Here is a 19523-nt window from a genome sequence, read left to right as displayed (position 1 = left end):
GTAATGATACAGATGCTCAAAAGACAAATAGAAACTCTTACTCTTGATTTTGACTCAGACAAATACGAGCAAAAATTAATTTCATTACAGTCAGCAGAAAAAAACTATGAAGAAAAGTCAACTTTCCATAAGCACTTTAAAGGGCAGTTAATAATGCCTATAAAAGGGGTTGTTAAAACTACTATAGATAATTCAATTTGGGTTGCATCACCAGGTAATGCAATATGGATTCCAAGTCAGATATACCATGATAATTTAACAGCACCAAATAGTGAGGTGTATATGTTATTTATTAATCCTTCTTTGTGTAAAGTATTCCAAAATGCATGTACATTATCAATATCTCCTTTAATTAGAGAGTTGATTATGTTTTTATCAAAACAGCCATTAGATGAACTATTTAACAAAACAAATGATCAGGCAGTAGATCTATTAATTGATCAATTATCAAAAATGAAAGTAGAGTTCTATAACTTTCCTTTACCCAATGACAAAACATTGAGATCAATTGCTGAAAAATGGCTTGATAATCCTACGGATAGAAGGCCTATTTCATACTGGGCAAATGAAAATGCAATGAGTGAAAAAACTCTTTCAAGAAAGGTTAAACAAGAAATCGGTTTAACTTTTGATCAGTGGAAAAAACAGTTATATATTGTTTTAGCTATGCAAAAATTAAATGATGGAACTTCTATTCAATTAATTTCAGAAGATTTGGGGTATGAATCGGTAAGTGCTTTTATCGTATTTTTTAAAAATGCTCTTGGTTGTACGCCCAAAAAATATATTAAGATACTTAAAGGCAACAAATGAATTTTATAAAATGTCCATTTGTAACGATTTAAAGTCTACATATAGGGATAATATTCCCATAATTATAAATATAATACTCACATAAATAAGTTACCTTCGTGTCAAAAAAATGATTAAAAATAAAAAACTTTCTTTCGCTTTAGCATTTATTGGGATTCTACTTATCTCATTGAACTTAAGAGGTCCAATTGTTGGTATTTCACCTATCTTAGGTGATATTGAAAATATTCTTAGTATATCTCCAGTAACAGCAGGGTTGTTAACAACCATACCTTTGATTATGTTTGCTATTTTTTCACCTTTTATTTCTCATTTAACAAGAAAAAAAAGTATGGAATATGGTTTGTTTATATCTCTATTATTAATCTTAATAGGAACAGTGACTAGATCACACTCAGATATCGTATCTTTTCTAGTAGGTACAGCAGTATTGGGTTTAGGAATTACTGTATCTAATGTAATATTACCTAGTCTTGTAAAAAAAGAATTCTCGAACCATATTGCAATTGTAACTTCATTGTATGTTTTTATGATGGGGTTTGGATCATGGGTAAGTACAAGCTTAGCTATACCTGTTATGAATTTTGCTACGCATTTAGGTTTTAATCAAGTTCATGGGTTACAAGTTTCACTTTTAAGTATGGTAGTGTTTCCAGTTATTGCTATAGCATTTTGGTTACCTCAGCTTAGCAAAAGAACAGAATCATCTAAAGAAACTATAAAGGTTGATACACATAGTTATATTTGGCGTTCTAAGATTGCGTGGCAAATTACATTATTTTTTGGTTTAAATGCTTTATTGATGTATATATTTGTTAGTTGGCTTCCTAGTATATTAAATTACCAAGGTTATTCTGTTGCCTCTGCTGGGTATATATCTGGAATCTTTCAGCTATCAACAAGCTTACCTGTTTTTATATTAATACCTCTAATGAAAGTTATTAAAGATGAACGATTAATAGCATTTATTTTATCATCTTTCACTTTGATTGGGCTTATTGGCATTTTAGTGAAAATTACTACTATAGTTTTTATAGTATTTCTTGGAATTGGTATAGGAGGTTCTTTTATGCTTAGCTTAATGCTAATTAGTATTAGATCTCAAAATGAGCATCAGGCTGCTGTTTTATCAGGAATGACGCAATGTGTCGGATATTTATTAGCATCTATAGGTCCTTTGGTTATTGGTTATATTCATCAACTTACTTTAAATTGGACTATAGCCCTTATATCATGTGTTTTTTGTAGTGTAATTATTATATTCTTATCAGTATTAGCTGCTGATTCAAAAAAGAAGATTCAAGTTATAACTGGAGTTACGGACTAAATATATTTTGAGCATTATAAATTGCGTTGAAGAGCGAGGTAATAAGTTGCAGGAGTTACTAGTAGCTTCAAAGCTTAATTAGTCATGGTATAAATAAATATCTACTCGTTAGATCATTTGAAAATCATGCTTTTTTAAGCGTATATTATAAAGTATAATTGCTTCTAATTATCACAGCGTAGCTTAAATATTCATAGAGCTAAATAAATATGATTAAAATAGAAAATACTATAAAAAGAAAAGTTCAAGATGGTAAAAAACTAATTCCAAATATCAAAAATATAATCCTCGTAGCATCTGGAAAAGGTGGAGTAGGTAAATCTACAGTAACTTCAAACTTAGCTATAACATTCGCAAAAATGGGAGCTAAAGTAGGAGTATTAGATGCGGATATTTATGGACCTAGCCAACCAACACTTTTAGGTTTAAAAGATAATCCTGAAACTACAGATAAAAAGAAAATTATGCCATTAGAAAAATATGGTGTAAAAATGATCTCTATAGGAAATCTTATAGACCCTAATTCAGCAGTAATCTGGCGTGGGCCTATAGTTTCTAGAGCATTAATGCAGTTACTTAATGACACTAATTGGGGTGATTTAGATTATTTATTTTTAGATTTACCTCCTGGTACGGGTGATATACAACTAACAATTTCAAAAAATATGCCTGTTACAGGAGCTGTAATTGTAACTACACCACAAGATTTATCCTTGATAGATGCTAGGCGTGCAGTTGCAATGTTTGATAAAGTTGGTATAAAAAACTTAGGTATAATTGAAAATATGAGTTATTACATTTGTCCAAAATGTGGTCACAATGATCATATTTTTGGTGAAGATGGAGCTCACTTATTATGTGGTAAACAAAATGTTGAATTTTTAGGAAACCTACCATTACATAAGAAGATAAGAGAAAATGCAGATCTTGGTAAGCCTTATGTTAGTCTTGAAAAAGATGATAGTATCAATACTAGTTATATTAGTATTGCAGAAAATTTATTAGATGAAATTGAAAAACTACCTAAGGCAAGTAGTTTGGATTCTATTGGAATTAAATTAGAAAACTAAGTTATTAAAATTTTTGGAGAAAAAATACAATGACAATTAAAGCAGATAAGTGGATAAAAAAAATGTCAGAAGGTCATGATATGATTGAGCCTTTTGAAGCAGGTCAGATTAAACAAGTGAATGGTGAAAAGATAGTTTCTTATGGAACTTCTAGTTATGGTTATGATGTACGGTGTGCTGATGAATTTAAAATTTTCACAAATATAAACTCATCTATAGTTGACCCTAAAAATTTTGATGATAAAAACTTCGTTGATTTTAAAGGCGATGTTTGCATTATTCCACCAAATTCATTTGCACTTGCTAGAACTGTTGAGAAATTCAAAATCCCTAGAGATACTCTAGTAGTTTGTCTAGGCAAATCTACTTATGCTAGATGTGGAATTATCGTAAATGTAACACCACTTGAACCAGAATGGGAAGGGTATGTAACTTTAGAGTTTTCAAACACAACTCCACTTCCAGCAAAAATATATGCTAACGAAGGTGTTGCTCAAATGTTATTTTTCCAATCAGATGAAGATTGTGAGACTTCTTATGCAGATAAGGGTGGCAAATACCAAGGTCAAATAGGTGTTACCTTGCCGAAGTGCTAGGATAATTATATAAACTAATTATTTTTTTTATAATATATTTTATACATTATCGAGAAAAAACCTATTAACACTAATCCTGAGTATATAACTACTCTCTGATCAGGGTCCCATAACATTCCTAAAATTACACATAAATTAAAAGCTATACTTAATATAGGGATAATTGGGAAAGCCCAAGCTCTAAACTTAAGATTATTTACTTGTTCTTTTGATAATGTTTTTCTGAAGTATATATGGCATAAGCTAATTATAATCCATATCATACAACCAACCATTCCAGATGATGAAACAACTAATATAAATAACTTTTCAGCACCAACAAATTTTGTGACTAAGCAGAAAAGCGAAAGTATAGCTACAAATATGACACCATAAACAGGGACACTTCGTTTGTTTATTTTTGAAAATATTTTTGGAGCCTGATTATCATTAGCCATTGACCACATAAGTCTTGCACAAGTATAAAAACATGAGTTAATAGCGGATAAACTAGCTGTTAAAATTACAAGCTGCATTATAGTATCTATATATTTTATATTAACTAATTGTAGTATTGTGACAAAAGGAGTATTTGAAACGCTAGAATCTTTATAAGGTATTATGTAAGCTATTATAAAAGTTGAGAGTACGAAAAATACTAAAATTCTAACAGCTACACTTTTTATAGCCTTGCGGATATTTTTCTCAGGGTCTTTGGTTTCACCTGCAGCTATTCCAACTAATTCAGCTCCTTGAAAAGTACAAACTATTATCACCAAACCAAATAAAAAGGCTTTATATCCATTTGGAAAAAGTCCATCGGTATAGAAATTTACTAAGCCTCCTATTGGTTTATTTGTATGGAGCATTCCAGTTATTATGCACACTCCAATTATTATAAATAAAATTATAGTTAGTATCTTTATCCCAGCTAACCAAAATTCTATCTCAGCAAAAACTTTCACAGCACAAAAATTTAATGCACTTATTAAAATAGTTATAACTAAGCAGTATTGCCAAATGCTAATTCCAGGATAGAAGTTGTTACAAATTATACCAGCAGCAACTAAGCTACCAGCTGCTGCAGTTAGCCAATTTAAAAGATATAACCAACCAGTTAAAAAGCCAGAGTAGGGTGATATGAATTTAGTTGCATAAGCTTGGAAAGATCCACTAATTGGCATTTCTATAGACATTTCAGCTAGACTAATCATAACTAACATCATGATTATTCCACCTATTAAAAACCCTAAAACAGTTCCAAAAGCACCTACTGAATGTAAAATACTTCCTACACCTAAGAAAAAGCTAGCAGATATAGTACCTCCAAGCGAAATCATAACTATATGTCGTGCTAATATATCTCTTTTTAACTGATTTTGTTCTTCCATGGTTGTTTGGTTTATAAATAAAGGTGAGAGTTATTATTTCATAAGTTATTAAATATATAAATAAGAATATAGATTCCTTATTAAAAGAAAGTTAAGTCATTTATGCAACATGAGATAAATATATAGGATTGCTTAGATATAAAAAATTAGTAAGAGAAAGAATATAGAAATATTTATTGATCAATTCTACCACTAATAGATTGAAACGCTCTTAACTCAAAAACTGGTAAGCTAGCAAATATAAAGTCAAAAATATCCGCTTGGATTTTTTCATAATTAACCCAGTTAGTATCATTTGTGAAAATATATAGTTCGACAGGTAAACCTTTTTCAGTAGGTTGAAGCTCTCTAATTAGGAAAGTTAGGCCTAAATGAATTTTTGGGTGTTGACGAAGATAATTTTCAATATAAGCTCTTAGTAAAGTAACATTAGTTGTTTTTTTACTAAAGTCAAAATCTTTAAGATACTCTTCTTTCTTTAGCTTTTCTAGAAGTTCACCATCACAAAACTTGATAGTATCTATATCTAAGCTAATAGATCTCTTAATTCTACGACCACCAGTTTCTTGCATTCCACGCCAGTTTTGAACGCTATTACTAATAAGATTATATGTAGGGATTGTAGATATTGTTTTATCAAAGTTACGGATTTTTACTGTATTGATAGAAACTTCCATTACATCACCATCAACCCCAGCAGCTGGAACCGTAATCCAGTCACCAACACGAACCAAATCTAAAGCAGCTACCTGAATATTTGTGACAAAACCTAGTATAGTGTCTTTAAATACTAACATTAGTACTGCAGACATAGCACCTAAACCAGTAAGGAATGCTATTGGAGACTTATTGAGCAATAGCGATACAACTAGTATGAATGCAATGAAATATAGTATTATTTTTATAATTTGGGCATAACTTTTTAGAGAGTGATTTTTAAAGTATGCAAGTGTTTGAAAAAAACTAAAAATAGCATCAACAAGAGATACTAAAAATCTTATTATAGAAATAGTTATATAAATTTGAGCTATTAACTGAATGGCATTTACAAAAGTTAAAGTCCAATCGTGACCTGGAAATTCTGCAAATGACACTCCTATGTATATAAATATACCTGGTGCAACATGAGATAATCTTTTAAAAACATCAAATTTTACAAGCATATTTGCAAGATTTGACTCTGATCTATTAAGGAATGATTTTATAAACTTTACTATAGATTTATTGATTATAAACCCAACAACATAGGATATAAATAGCACTATTATAAAAATAGTTAGTACACTAAGGAAGGTTGCCAAAAAATGATGCTCAGAAAGCCCCATGTAATAATTTCTTAAGTTCTCTAGCATATTTATAGTTCCTTTTTTATTTTTTGATTAATTAAATTAATACTTTTGATTACTCTGTATCTTGTTCAGAATCATCTGTATTTTGATTGTCAACTTTAGGGAGTAGAATAGCAATTTGCTGAAGCATATTGTTAATAAGTTGAGTTTGAAGATATACATATTGTCTATTTGCTTCACTAGCTTGTGAAAGTACAATACCTGAGTTAGACTGCCAGAACTGTCTTGTCTCTAATGTTTTATTAGGTATTATAGGATCTTCTACATTTGGTTTAACAACATTATATGACATTCTTAAAATCAGTTGATAGTTATTGTTTGAAGCACCACCTACAACACTAATTAATTTGTTATCTTTTACAACGCTCTGAAGATTGATTATATAATCAGCATCTTCATCATCTTCAACAATGATAGCTTTGTATGCTACTAAGTTTCTTTGTAATTCACGAGCATAATTACTAAAATTATTAGACTTAATACAAATTTTCATTCCTCTAAAGTTACTAAAGCTGCCAACATTACCAACTCCTCGGGCATGGAATCCGCAAGCTGTAATTATTAGGGCAAAGAACATCACGAATATATATTTATTAATACTTAATTTCATAATCCGCCTACTTAACTACTATATTCATTAGTTTTTGTGGAACATATATAATTTTAATTATTTCTTTGTTATCAGTATATTCGCTAATTTGAGGATCTGCTAAGACTTTATTTTCAATATCTTGTTTGCTCAAATTAGCATCTAATTCAATTTTAGCTCGTAGTTTACCATTGACCTGAACAATTAAAAGAAAGTCATCTTTTTTTAGAGCTTCATTATCAACCTGTGGGAAGCTTGCTTTTAAAATATCATCTCCAAAGTTTAGTTCTGTCCATAAATTATGGCATAAGTGAGGTGCAAATGGAGATAGAAGTCTTAGTAATATATTAAAACCTTCACTTTTAACTTCACTTGATAAGTCTTCATAGTTATTCAAAGAATTAATAATTTTCATACACGCTGATACTACAGTATTAAATTGACTCTTATCAAAATCAAAAGTAGCTTGTTTGAGAGCGCTATGAATTTCAAAACGAGCTTTTTTATCATCTTTAGATAAATTTTCGGCTACAATTTTATTTGCGGTAAAGTATTCTTTATTTGACTGAGAGTAGTTAAATATTTTGCGTAAGAACTTGTTAGCGCCTTCAACACCTTTATCTGACCATTCCAAAGATTGCTCAGGTGGAGCAGCAAACATACTAAATAATCTAACAGTATCTGCGCCATATTCGTCAATTAATGATTGTGGATCTACAGTGTTGCCTTTTGATTTAGACATTTTAGCACCATCTTTTAAAACCATCCCTTGAGTCAAAAGATTTACAAATGGTTCACTAGATGTTATTAAACCTTCGTCACGCATTAATTTATGAAAAAATCTAGCGTATAAAAGGTGCATAATAGCATGCTCAATACCACCAATGTATTTATCTACAGGCAGCCAGTAATCTGCCTCAACATCAAGCATTTCTTCGGCAGTAGGGCAAGTATAGCGAGCATAGTACCAAGATGATTCAAAGAATGTATCAAAAGTATCTGTCTCTCTTGTTGCTTTAGCACCACACTTAGGGCAAGTTACATCTAAAAATTCTGGCATATCTTTTAATGGAGAACCTGCTTCTGTAAGAGTTATATTAGTAGGTAATTTTACCGGTAGATTTTCTTCTTTTTCAGGTACTACACCACAACTATCACAATGAATCATCGGAATAGGGCAACCCCAATATCTTTGACGAGATATGCCCCAATCACGAATTCTAAAATTAGTTGTTTCTGTACCTTTTTTATCATCGTAGATTTTTTTCTTTATGGCTTGATAAGATTTTTTGAAATTAAGCCCATCAAATTCACCTGAATTTATTAATATACCTTTTTCAGTAAAAGCCTCTTTTTCTAAGTCTACTTTTAACTTCTTATCGTTTGATGTGATTACTTGCTTGATTGCTATATTGTATTTTTTGGCAAACTCCCAATCTCTTTGATCATGAGCAGGTACACACATTACAGCACCTGTTCCATAACTCATCAATACAAAGTTTGCGACCCAAATATTTACTTTTTCACCAGAAATAGGGTGAATAACTGTTATATCAGTTTTAAAGCCTTTCTTTTCTTGTGTAGCTAAATCAGCCTCCATAGTAGATGACTTTTTACATTCTGTAATAAATTCTGCAAGCTCGGAATTTTTCTTTCCAGCTTCTAATACTAAAGGGTGTTCAGGAGCTATTGCTAGATAACTTACTCCCATAAGAGTATCTGGTCTAGTAGTGAAAACTTCTATATTTTCATTATGATCTGCTAGTTTAAATGAAACTGTTAAGCCTTTTGATTTACCAATCCAGTTTGTTTGCATTGTCTTAACAGCTTCTGGCCAACCATCAAGCTTATTTATATCTTGTAGTAGCCCATCAGCATAATCCGTGATTTTTAAAAACCATTGTGGAATCTCTTTTTTCTCAACTAAAGCACCAGATCTCCAGCCACGACCATCGACAACTTGCTCATTTGCTAAAACTGTTTGATCAACAGGATCCCAGTTTACTACAGAATTTTTACGATAAGCTAAACCTTTTTTATAAAGTTGAATAAAAAACCACTGTTCCCATTTGTAATAATCTTCATCACAAGTAGCAACTTCTCTTGACCAATCAAATCCTAGACCAAGACTAGCAAATTGTTTACGCATGTGTTCTATATTACTACGAGTCCATTCATGTGGTGAGCGTTGATGTTTAATGGCTGCATTCTCAGCAGGTAGCCCAAATGCATCCCAACCCATAGGGTGAAGTACATTTTTTCCTTGCATTTTTTGATAGCGAGCAATTACATCACTTATAGTATAATTTCTTACATGACCCATATGAAGTGTGCCACTTGGGTAAGGAAGCATTGAAAGGCAATAAAACTTTTCTTTAGTTTCATCTTTTACTGCTTTAAAACTTTGATTTTCTGCCCAGAATTTTTGAGCATTTTCTTCGATTTTAGTGAAATTATATTCGTTCATAGCTGATATAAGCCTAGTTTGATAAATTATGGAAAATATATAGCTATTAATTTTATGCGAAAACGAATGAAATATCTAGAGAATAAAGCTTCAGATATTTATTATTGGGCTTATATTTGATTAGTTCTCAGACATCCAAGTCTCTAAAATAACACAAGCTGCCATAGCATCAACTTTAACATGACTAACTTTTTTATTCTTAACACTCTCTAAACGCCACCTAGCTTCACGAGTAGAGTAAGCTTCGTTTATAAGATGAATAGGGCGTGGAGCATATCTTTCTTCTATAATTTTCGCAAAATTTCTAGCATCTCGAGTTATATCTGTATCAAGATCATTAGTATCAAGAGGTAGACCTACAACTATGTCTGATGGGTTCCAGCGTTTTATAACTTTATCCAGTTCTATCCAGTTAGGTTCACCATCATATGCTTCAACAGTTCCAACTGGACTAGCTGTTTTTGTGATCATTTGGCCGCTAGCAATACCAATTCTTGCTCTGCCATAATCTATAGCTAAGTATGATTTAAACATTAGCCATGCCCAATGTTATCAAAAAGTGTGTCTAAGTTATGCAGACTATATCCAGCATGCTCTACATGTTTTTGCCATTTAGATTCATTTTCATAGTTAAAAAGTATTTTTTTACTCAATTTAGTCGTAACTATCCAGTCATTTCCTTTAATTTCTTCACTAAGTTGTTCAGCAGTCCAACAACTATAACCAATTACTGGTAAAAAATACTCAGGAAGAATATTGTTAGCTAAATCTTCTAATATATCTAAAGATGCAGTTAAAGCAAGCCCCTCATCTAGTTTGATAGTAGAGTCATAGTTTCTACCATTTGTAGTATGAAGAATTAAAATTTTGTTTGGGCTTATAGGACCGCCCATATAAAGAGGGTGATTAGCTATCTCAGCAAATGTATTAGAATGACCGATATTTAACTCTTCAAATACATCTTTTAAGGATTCGCCAGGTAATGGTTTATTTATAATTAAACCCATAGCTCCATGTCTGTCATTTTGACAAAGATATATTACTGATTTTGTGAAAATAATATCGTTTTTAACTAATGGTGTTGCTAAAAGGACTTCACTTTTGTGGTTTTGAAACATATTATTTGGTTATAACCTATAAATTTTTAGTAAGATGGCGACAATTAATGCCTCAATAGCAGTAATTCTAGATGATAATGATAATAAAGTCTATATCAGCAAAAGGCAAAAGCATCAAACATACAGTGATTACTGGGAATTCCCTGGCGGTAAAGTAGAGAAAAATGAAACAACTAAAGAATGTATTGTTAGAGAAGCATATGAAGAAATAGGCATTATTATTAAAAAATGTGAGTTATTTCACACAAAACAGTATTTTAATAATAAAAATGATAAAGCGAACTTAGAGTTTTTTTTAGTGAGCGATTTTAGTGGTGAGCCATACTCAAAAGAAAAACAAAAACTAAAATTAGTCAGTATATCTAAATTGAGTGAGTATGATTTCTTACCAGGTAGTTTAGATGTTGTTGAGATGCTTCAAGATAGGTTTTCATAATTATGCAATAAACAACAGAGTAGGATGTATAGTCTGCAATCATTAGATTGCATACAATTTAACATAATATATATTATGCGAACAATGGTGTTTGTAGATGTGATAAGTTTAATGCACTTTTTTGGACAAAATGATGGGTTTTAGATAGGTTTGGGGAGTTCGTTTTGAGAGATTTATTTTTAGATGTTTATGAGTTTTAGCTCTACTTGCGAGCTATAGTCTTGGATTCTTGAGAAAAAGTCGTCATTAGTTGAAGTTACAATAAAGCTCATATCTTCAGTTTTTTTATATAATCTGTTTATAAGGCTTTTTTTACAGTTATTTTCTAATAATCTAATCTCAAAGCCAGTCGTAATCTGTAAATCACGCCAAGCATTTTTTATTATGCCTTTAATATCTTCATTTACCACATTGTTTAAAACATGTTCTAAATTAACCTCCTGAAGAGAATCTTTGTTGTCAGACTCATAATGAGCCTTAATGATTGTTAGTAAGGTTCTCATTCTTTGGCTTTCTTTAATTACACAATATTTTTTAGACATAAGCGTTCTCCTTGGTCGTAGATGTAAAGTAAGGCTATATCCTTTCTTTAACACAATCATTTCTAATAACGAATGACTTAAGGAGATATTATCTGATAAAAAAAAATAAAATAGTCTTGAATATGTTTGTAACTTACGTTCAACCTTGGAAATACTGGATATTTTTCTTAATAAGAAAATCTTATAGTAATAAGTATTGACAATATATTAAAATCATTGCAAGGTTGTTTGATGGTTGATTTTTTACTAAAATGCCCTATTTGCAAGGGTTTTGAAGTATAAGTTAGACTTATAGTGTCTGGATTTTTCTGTTTTGGGTATGGTTTGCTAGAAAAAAGAATAAGTCGCTCAAAAAATCTCTTTTAGGTGATTGCTTGTGGATTGTTTCATGGTTGGTATTATGCTAACAATCTTATTGGATGGCAAAATATTAACCATATATTTTATTAAATGAATGATTAATATTTGTAAGTATACTTTTTAATAAAATTAATAAAATGCTTATGTAATAAGCGTTTTATTGTGTAGTTAAGTATGAATTTTGGTACTTTATATGTTGTTTGTTTTATAGAAAAAGTACTTTACAAACTCATGAATAGAAAGTACTATTATATGAATTGTAGAGGCACTTGAGATCAACATGTTTAATGATATATTACACCAACCAATTAGAACTCAGATAATGACATATCTATATTCTGTCAAAAAAGCTTCTTTTAAAGACATAAAAACTACCCTCAATATTACTGATGGTCATATGAGCACACACATGAAAGTTTTTATTAAGAATGAGTATGTTGATAGTAATAAATCATTCAAGACAGGTAAGCCATTAACTACCTATACTCTTACTGTTAAAGGTATGAGAGACTTTCTAGAATACATTGATGAGTTAGATAGGATTGTAAATTATATTAAGAAAGTATGAATTCTATACTTGGATGCAAATCTGCTAAGTTTTTACCAAAACTAATGTGGATAACTTATTGGTGCTATAAATTTTAAATCAAAAATCTTAAAATCTTTCTTCTGGCAGATGATTTTGATAGACCTAATGTTATATGATGAGACATTTACAAAAAAGTCCCCTCCCCCCTCTTTGTATAATTCTGGGAAAGCTAGTTTTATAAATATTTGTTTTAAATTGAAAATTATTTTTTATAATAAAAATATTGTATAAATTGAATACCTACAACTATCAGCAAGCAAAATGATGAAATTACTGATACTAGAGGCCAGTTTAAAAATATTCCACTACTAATGTCACAAAGTTTTAAGATTAGTGATAAATTTAAAAAGTAGATACTAAATCCATCTGCTCTCTTTTGTTTAAAATTTTTATATATTTGAGGTAGCCAGTAGGTATTATATGCTACGCTACTAGCGACTCCAAAAATCAATAGAAATTCTTTGTTAATACTTTTTATAAAAGTTATCAGAAATATACATACTAGTAAAAATATAAATATACAAAAAGTATGTAGTATCATCAGTCTATTTCTTCTGTCTGATAATATTTGTAATTGTTGAATAAATAGAAAACTTAAAAGTACTACAGCAACACAAATATACTGCCACTGAAAATCAAACCCTATAGCGTATATTAAATCAAAGCAATTAGCCAAAATCATAAAAGAATGAGTCCAAAGACTAATATTTATGGTTGTGTGCTTAAACTGATTATGAATCGTTTGTGGTATGAAGTGGATAAAGTATATTACTAATGAGATGTTTAGAGTTATATAGCCTATATTTTGCATTGTTGTTTATTCTCCTACTATTTTATTTGCAAATAATAGAAGCTTGATTGAGATTTATACTGAAAATATCAAACAAACTCCCTACGCTAATGTTAATTAGATCAGGTGCAAAGGGTCTGACAATAGTCATCTCAGCTGAAAACAGCACCCCTGTTGTTGCTTGATTAATATAGCATAACAATGCTAGAGATCATATGTTTAATTTGTATATGAGTGCGTCATTATAGCTACCATCTTTATATTTGTAGTAATTTTTACGCATTGAAATTTGTTTGAAGCCAATTTTTTTATAAAGTGCTATCGCATGAGTGTTATTTACGGATACCTCTAAAAAAAGCTCAGATATTGATTTAGTTTTTAAGTTGATAATGCTATCAGCTAAAAGTTTATTTGCTAGTTTTTTATTTTGAAAAGCTTTATCAACACAAATATATAGTAGCTCGGCAGTATCTAATATGCTACTAAATATAGCTACAGCAATTAATTTATTTTCACCTTTTATGGAATAAATGATGTGATTATGGTCAAAGCATTCAAAAACTTGCTTATCAGACCAGTTTAGATTTTTATCGGTATTTCGGATTAATGATAATACTTGAGAATAATAATCACTATTTAGTTGTAAAATCTGCATATTGGTAGAGCTTTTCTAATATGTGTTTTTTATTCGTAATACTTAGAATTTCTTTGTCTTCAAGTAGGCAATCTCTAAAATTTATATTTATGTTATCATCTTTTATATGATATTTGCCAATATAAATATTTGTAGATGAGTTATAGAAAAGTTTTTTACAGATATTTTTGATAAAGTTTAGATTTTTTTCTTCAGCTATAAATATATTAATAACCTTTGAGCTTTCATTTTCAGTCGAGTAAATTAATTTCGACTCCACAGCTTTAGCTTCATTTACTAGCTCATCTACTACTTCAGTCTTAATATCTTGTGGTTGAGATTCTTGGAGTTCTGGTTTATCTGACTCTAACTCATTTTCATCTTTTTCTACAAATGCAGGCTTTATTAACCAAACATCTATATCAAAAATTTCTTGAATCTCATTATCAAAACTCATTTTTATCTCTCTAGTTTATCGATTAGTTTTTTAGGGAAATCATATGCACTAAGTTTTACACTTTTACGCAAATTATTTACATCTGCTGGAGATAATTCCATAGTTTTACCTCGAGACACAAATTTTGGTAGCTTAATATCGCCAAACCTAACTCTAGTAAGTCTACTAACAGTACATTCAACTGCTTCAAACATTCTACGGACTTCTCGATTTCGTCCCTCTGATAATGTTACAGTATACCAAATATTAGCACCCTCACCACCAGCAAATTTGATAGTATTGAATTTTGCAACACCATCTTCTAATTGCACTCCAGTCTTAAGTTTTTCGATAGTCTCATCAGATAATTGCTCGCTTAAAATTCTAACAGCATATTCTCTTTCTATCTCATATGATGGATGCATAAGCCTATTTGCTAGGTCGCCATCAGTTGTAAACATAAGTAAACCAGTAGTATTTATATCTAAACGCCCTATCATAATCCAGCGAGCTTTAGCTAACCTAGGTAGGGAGTCAAATACTGTTTTTCGTCCTTTTTCATCTTTTGTTGTACAAACTTCGCCATCACGCTTATGATATATAACAACTCTTGGACGAGTCATTGGTTGACCATAAAGGTACAAAGCTTTGTTATCAAAACTTACTTTATCTCTATCTGAAGCTTTATCACCCAACTTAGCAACTTTACCATTTACTCTTACACGGCCTTGTTCTATAAATTCTTCAATTTTTCTACGTGAACCTATACCGTACTTAGCTAGTAATTTTTGTAATCTTTCAGGTGTGGATTCTTCAGTTCCGCGAGAATATCTATTGTTTATTTTACTCATTTATTATCCTTATCTTCTACATCTGCAAAAAATTTCTCCATTGAATCATCATTGAAATCATTTGATGAAAAGATCAATCTAACTTTTGCGGCTTCATTTTTATTGTTTGCGTATTCTGCTAATTTAAGCCTTAACTCGAGTATTCTTTTATTATTAAAAAATGCTTTGTTATTTCTCATTCCATAAATAATTCTATAGCAATCTTTGTATCTCTTTTTATCATAATACATTTCAGCAAGATGTAATTTTGCAGATAAAAAGTTTATTTGAAATTTATTTGCTCTTTCCATGAGTTTAAGAGCATCATCATCTTTGCCTTGAGCAGTCATACATTCAGAGTACAAAAATAAAGTTTGAGCCATATCATTATTATCTGACATATACAGGGATTTACTAAATAACTTATCTGCATCGGCATATTTGTGTCTACTTTGACATAAAAACTGAGCATAAAAATTCATTGCTTGATAATTATTTGGATGTTCATCTATTGCTTTTTGATAATGTTTTTCAGCTACAGCATTTGAACCAATTTTTTGATAATAATATCCTGAAGCATAATCAACTATCGCCTCATTATACCCATGATCTTCTTCAAGTTGTTTTGCTCTTATTAATCTATCTTTAGCCATATCAAGATATCCATCTTGAGTATATGTGATGGTCAGTTCTGCATAAAGCTTAGCTGCTTCTTTATAGTTTGCCTTTTGATTATTATCAGTTGTATAAAATGTATATTCAGAAGTGTTTTCATTAAGTTGTTGTTCATCTTTAGCTTGGGATTCATTATTATTTTTATTTGTATTAGATTGGGGAGTCATACAGCCAGATAAAATACAAGTTATGCTTGCTGTAGTTATTAATTTAAGAAATCTACTATTCATTAACTTCGCCTAATTTCTTTAAATATCTTTCTTTACGACTAGTTTTATCCATTACATCTCCTGCTAACTGGCCACAAGCAGCATCAATGTCATCGCCGCGAGTTTTACGAATAGTAGTTACAAAACCATGATTCACTAATACATTTTTAAATCTGTGGATTCTGTTATTACTTGGTTTTTTATAAGGTGTCCCAGGGTATGGATTAAATGGTATCAAATTAATTTTCGCAGGCACCTCTTGAGACCTAAATAAGTCTACTAACTCTTGTGCAGACTCAGGAGAATCATTGACTTCATTCATAAGAGTGTATTCAAAAGTGATTTGCTTATGAGGGCCTTTTTCTGCATAAAGTTTACAAGCATCAAGTAGTTCTTTTATGTTATATTTTTTATTAATTGGAACTATTTCATCTCGTAGAGCATCATCTGGAGCATGTAAAGAAACAGCTAAAGACACACCTGACTGTTCGAGTAAATCATAGATTCTTGGCACAACTCCTGAAGTACTAAGAGTAACTTTACGGCGAGATAATCCGTAGGCCATATCATCCATCATGATGTCCATTGCTGGAACTACATTTTCAAAATTCATTAGTGGCTCACCCATTCCCATCATCACAATGTTTGTAACTGTAAAATCATGCTCGCCATTATTTTTTGAAAGTGTTCTCGCGGCTATCCATAGTTGTGAGATAATTTCACCTACAGAGAGATTTCTATTAAACCCTTGTTTACCAGTTGAGCAAAAACTACAGTTTAAAGTGCAACCTACTTGAGAAGATATACACAAAGTTCCACGCCCTTCTTCAGGGATAAATACGGTTTCAATAGCACTTCCACCAACATCAATTAGCCATTTATGTGTACCATCTTTAGATGCTTTACTAAAAACAACTTTTGGTATAGTAATATGTGAGACTTCTTTTAGTCTTTCTTTAAGCTTTTTACCAATATCTGACATTTGATCAAAATCAATAACACCTTTGCGATGAATCCATTTGAATACCTGTTTAGCATGAAACTTCTTTTCACCTAAAGATATAAAAAATTCTTCTAATGCTTTTTGATTAAAATCTAATAGGTTTATTTTTTCTTGTTGCATTTTATTTCTCTTATAATTTATCCGTTGTAGCCCATGTCGCCAGGAACCAAATAGTCATTATCATTTGTTAGATTCGCAAAACTAGCAAATTGACCATCAAATCTTACATTTACTTTACCAATTGGTCCATTTCTTTGTTTACCAATTATAATTTCTGCAAGATTTTTGTTATCTTCACTATCTTTATTATAGACCTCATCTCTATAAATAAACATAATCAAATCAGCATCTTGCTCAATTGCGCCAGATTCTCTAATATCTGACATCATTGGACGGCGATCTTTACGATCATCTACACCACGATTTAGCTGCGATAATGCTATAACTGGGACATTTAATTCCCTAGCAAGTGCTTTTAATGAACGCGAAATCTCAGAAACCTCGAGTGTTCTGTTTGTTTCATACCCAGGGATTTTCATCAGCTGAAGATAATCTACAAGAATCATAGATAAACCATCATTATCATTGTAGAGTCTACGAGCTCTTGAACGCATTTCAGCTGGAGATAATGATGATGTATCATCAATATATATTGGCATATCGCGAAGTTTACCAAAAGCTGAGCTTATTTTTACCCAGTGAGCATCATTCATTTTGTTACATTCTTGTAAGAGGTTCAACTCTACTCTAGCTTGAGTGGCTAGCATTCTTGTAACAATATCTTCAGCTGGCATTTCTAAACTAAATATAAGAATAGGCTTATCAGCAGATTTTGCTATATTTTGAGCTATGTTTATACCTAAAACAGTTTTACCCATCGAAGGTCGTGCTGCTATGATATTTAGGGTTGAATCTCTTAAGCCAGAAGTCATGCCGTCAAGGTCTATAAATCCTGTAGATGAGCCAACTAAACCAGATCCTGAATCTACTACTGCATCCATTCTATCTATAAGTTTTGGGATAACAGTTTTTATAGATTCTGGACCTTTAGCTACAGTTTCTCTATCTTTAGCTATATCAAGGATCCTACTTTCTGCATAATCAATAACTTCATCAGGGTTTTTTGAATCAGCAGAGTAAATTTTTTGAATAATATCGTTGATACTATCTTGTAAACTACGTAATTTTGCTTTGTCTTTTATAATTTCAGCATAAGTTTTAATGTTTGCAATAGATGGTGTATTTGCTACTAAATCTATAATGTAAGATTCGCCACCAGCTTCATCAAGAAGTCCATCAGTTGCTAAGTATTCGCTGATAATAAGAACATCAAAAGGTGTATTTGCCTGGTTTAAAACACAAAGTTGCTTATATATAAGTTTGTGTCTTTTATCATAAAAATCATCAATTAAAAGCTGGTCTTCTACTAGTTCAATATTGCTATTATTTAAAAGTATATTACCTAGAACTGCTTTTTCAGCATCTAATGAATAAGTAGTCTCAGCTGCTTTGAATTGTTGTTCCATGAAAAATCCTTTTTTTATATACAAAAAAACCATGCTATTAACATGGTCTTATATTATATATAAAGTTGTAAATTTAAGATATAAGTTTTATATGAAAACTAACCTTCAGCAGCTACTACTTTTACTTTGATGTCTGCATCAACATCAGTGTAAACATGTACCGTAAGTTCAAATTCACCAGTAGTTCTGATAACACCTTCAGGCATACGAACTTGGCTCTTAGAAACTTCTACGCCACTGTTTTTAGAAACTGCTTCTGCAACTTCAGCTGTACCAACAGAACCAAATAGCTTACCACCTTCACCAGCTTTAGCAGGGATAGTGAATTCTTTTTCGTTAATAGTTTCAGCAGTAGCTTTAGCAGCATCAAAACGAGCTTTTTCAGCTTTTTCTAAATCAGCTTTTTGCGCTTCAAACACTTTAACATTAGCTTCTGTAGCTTGAACAGCCTTACCGAAAGGGATAAGTAAGTTTCTAGCATAACCAGGTTTAACATTAACTACATCACCTAAAACACCTAGGTTTTCAACTTTTTCTTTTAAAATAACTTGCATTGTAATCTACTCCTAGAAATTAGTTAAAGTGACGATCACAGTATGGTAATAACGCTAAAAATCTTGCTCTTTTGATAGCTGTAGAAAGCTGTCTTTGATATTTAGCTGAAGTACCAGTTACACGACTAGGTACTATTTTACCAGTTTCAGTAATATACGCTTTTAGAGTATTTACATCTTTATAATCAATTTCTTTTATACCGTCTACTTTAAAACGGCAAACTTTACGACGACTCATTT

At 31.0% G+C, this 19523-nt stretch carries 22 protein-coding genes and 1 riboswitch; of the genes, 6 read left to right on the top strand and 16 right to left on the bottom strand.

Translation table 11 applies throughout. From position 1 onward, the window contains the following. Positions 1-12 precede the first annotated feature (12 nt). From CDH04_RS05385 to dcd, 4 genes are all read left to right on the top strand, one after another. Positions 13-813, top strand: a complete 801-nt coding sequence (locus CDH04_RS05385) for an AraC family transcriptional regulator (RefSeq protein ID WP_162699203.1) — start codon at positions 13-15, stop codon at positions 811-813. 109 nt (positions 814-922) lie between these two features. Beyond that, on the top strand, positions 923-2140 hold the full coding sequence (locus CDH04_RS05380) for an MFS transporter (RefSeq protein WP_112870057.1): 1218 nt from the start codon (positions 923-925) through the stop codon (positions 2138-2140). A 209-nt stretch (positions 2141-2349) separates the two neighbouring features. Continuing rightward, positions 2350-3210, top strand: a complete 861-nt coding sequence (locus CDH04_RS05375) for an Mrp/NBP35 family ATP-binding protein (protein WP_112870056.1) — start codon at positions 2350-2352, stop codon at positions 3208-3210. A gap of 29 nt (positions 3211-3239) precedes the next feature. Next, positions 3240-3806, top strand: coding sequence for a dCTP deaminase (gene dcd / locus CDH04_RS05370; protein ID WP_112870055.1), 567 nt, complete (start codon positions 3240-3242; stop codon positions 3804-3806). Positions 3807-3820: 14 nt separating this feature from the next. Here dcd and CDH04_RS05365 read toward each other — a convergent pair whose 3' ends face one another. The 6 genes from CDH04_RS05365 to CDH04_RS05340 form a co-directional block, all read right to left on the bottom strand. Beyond that, positions 3821-5176, bottom strand: coding sequence for an amino acid permease (locus CDH04_RS05365; RefSeq protein ID WP_112870054.1), 1356 nt, complete (start codon positions 5174-5176; stop codon positions 3821-3823). A gap of 173 nt (positions 5177-5349) precedes the next feature. Beyond that, positions 5350-6528, bottom strand: a complete 1179-nt coding sequence (locus CDH04_RS05360) for a mechanosensitive ion channel family protein (RefSeq protein ID WP_162699202.1) — start codon at positions 6526-6528, stop codon at positions 5350-5352. A gap of 49 nt (positions 6529-6577) precedes the next feature. Next, positions 6578-7135, bottom strand: coding sequence for an LPS-assembly lipoprotein LptE (locus tag CDH04_RS05355; RefSeq protein WP_112870052.1), 558 nt, complete (start codon positions 7133-7135; stop codon positions 6578-6580). Between the two features lie 7 nt (positions 7136-7142). Beyond that, positions 7143-9581, bottom strand: coding sequence for a leucine--tRNA ligase (gene leuS, locus CDH04_RS05350; RefSeq protein ID WP_112870051.1), 2439 nt, complete (start codon positions 9579-9581; stop codon positions 7143-7145). A gap of 120 nt (positions 9582-9701) precedes the next feature. Next, positions 9702-10115, bottom strand: coding sequence for a Holliday junction resolvase RuvX (gene ruvX, locus CDH04_RS05345; protein WP_112870050.1), 414 nt, complete (start codon positions 10113-10115; stop codon positions 9702-9704). Next, positions 10115-10699, bottom strand: a complete 585-nt coding sequence (locus CDH04_RS05340; protein WP_112870049.1) for a YqgE/AlgH family protein — start codon at positions 10697-10699, stop codon at positions 10115-10117. Before CDH04_RS05340 ends, ruvX begins: the two co-directional genes overlap by 1 nt. Positions 10700-10733: 34 nt before the next feature. Here CDH04_RS05340 and CDH04_RS05335 point away from each other — a divergent pair, with 34 nt between their 5' ends. Continuing rightward, positions 10734-11135: a (deoxy)nucleoside triphosphate pyrophosphohydrolase gene (locus CDH04_RS05335; RefSeq protein ID WP_112870048.1), complete on the top strand. Its 402-nt coding sequence runs from the start codon at positions 10734-10736 to the stop codon at positions 11133-11135. Between the two features lie 179 nt (positions 11136-11314). Here CDH04_RS05335 and CDH04_RS05330 read toward each other — a convergent pair whose 3' ends face one another. Continuing rightward, positions 11315-11677 (bottom strand): normocyte binding protein 2b, encoded by a 363-nt coding sequence (locus CDH04_RS05330; protein WP_112870047.1) that lies wholly within the window; start codon positions 11675-11677, stop codon positions 11315-11317. Positions 11678-12317: 640 nt separating this feature from the next. On the opposite strand from CDH04_RS05330, the gene CDH04_RS05325 reads away from it, so the two are divergent. Next, a complete protein-coding gene (locus CDH04_RS05325) occupies positions 12318-12605 on the top strand; it encodes a winged helix-turn-helix domain-containing protein (protein WP_112870046.1) in 288 nt (95 codons plus the stop codon). A gap of 223 nt (positions 12606-12828) precedes the next feature. Here the strand turns inward: CDH04_RS05325 and CDH04_RS05320 are convergent, their stop codons facing one another. From CDH04_RS05320 to rpsR, 9 genes are all read right to left on the bottom strand, one after another. After that, positions 12829-13437 (bottom strand): PQ-loop domain-containing transporter, encoded by a 609-nt coding sequence (locus CDH04_RS05320; RefSeq protein ID WP_112870045.1) that lies wholly within the window; start codon positions 13435-13437, stop codon positions 12829-12831. A gap of 60 nt (positions 13438-13497) precedes the next feature. Next, positions 13498-13599, bottom strand: a riboswitch (TPP riboswitch). Positions 13600-13627: 28 nt separating this feature from the next. Next, the gene (locus CDH04_RS05315; RefSeq protein WP_112870044.1) at positions 13628-14071 is read right to left on the bottom strand and encodes a GNAT family N-acetyltransferase; all 444 of its coding nucleotides are present in this window, start codon (positions 14069-14071) and stop codon (positions 13628-13630) included. Next, positions 14049-14507 (bottom strand): hypothetical protein, encoded by a 459-nt coding sequence (locus tag CDH04_RS05310; protein WP_112870043.1) that lies wholly within the window; start codon positions 14505-14507, stop codon positions 14049-14051. The genes CDH04_RS05315 and CDH04_RS05310 overlap by 23 nt, the downstream gene beginning before the upstream one ends. Before the next feature lie 2 nt (positions 14508-14509). Continuing rightward, positions 14510-15337: a 23S rRNA pseudouridine(2605) synthase RluB gene (gene rluB / locus CDH04_RS05305; protein ID WP_112870042.1), complete on the bottom strand. Its 828-nt coding sequence runs from the start codon at positions 15335-15337 to the stop codon at positions 14510-14512. Further along, a complete protein-coding gene (locus tag CDH04_RS05300) occupies positions 15334-16221 on the bottom strand; it encodes a pilus assembly protein PilF (protein ID WP_112870041.1) in 888 nt (295 codons plus the stop codon). The genes rluB and CDH04_RS05300 overlap by 4 nt, the downstream gene beginning before the upstream one ends. Next, positions 16214-17323, bottom strand: a complete 1110-nt coding sequence (rlmN, locus tag CDH04_RS05295) for a dual-specificity RNA methyltransferase RlmN (RefSeq protein WP_112870040.1) — start codon at positions 17321-17323, stop codon at positions 16214-16216. Before rlmN ends, CDH04_RS05300 begins: the two co-directional genes overlap by 8 nt. Positions 17324-17340: 17 nt before the next feature. Beyond that, positions 17341-18729, bottom strand: coding sequence for a replicative DNA helicase (gene dnaB, locus CDH04_RS05290; RefSeq protein WP_112870039.1), 1389 nt, complete (start codon positions 18727-18729; stop codon positions 17341-17343). 98 nt (positions 18730-18827) lie between these two features. Further along, a complete protein-coding gene (rplI, locus tag CDH04_RS05285; protein WP_112870038.1) occupies positions 18828-19283 on the bottom strand; it encodes a 50S ribosomal protein L9 in 456 nt (151 codons plus the stop codon). Positions 19284-19302: 19 nt separating this feature from the next. After that, entirely contained in the window at positions 19303-19521 is a 219-nt protein-coding gene (gene rpsR / locus CDH04_RS05280; RefSeq protein WP_112870037.1) for a 30S ribosomal protein S18, read from the bottom strand. Positions 19522-19523 lie beyond the last annotated feature (2 nt).

The organism is Francisella adeliensis (assembly GCF_003290445.1).
Taxonomy (GTDB): domain Bacteria; phylum Pseudomonadota; class Gammaproteobacteria; order Francisellales; family Francisellaceae; genus Francisella; species Francisella adeliensis.
Note: the sequence above shows the minus strand (reverse complement) of the source record. Positions and strands in the feature narration are given on the sequence as shown.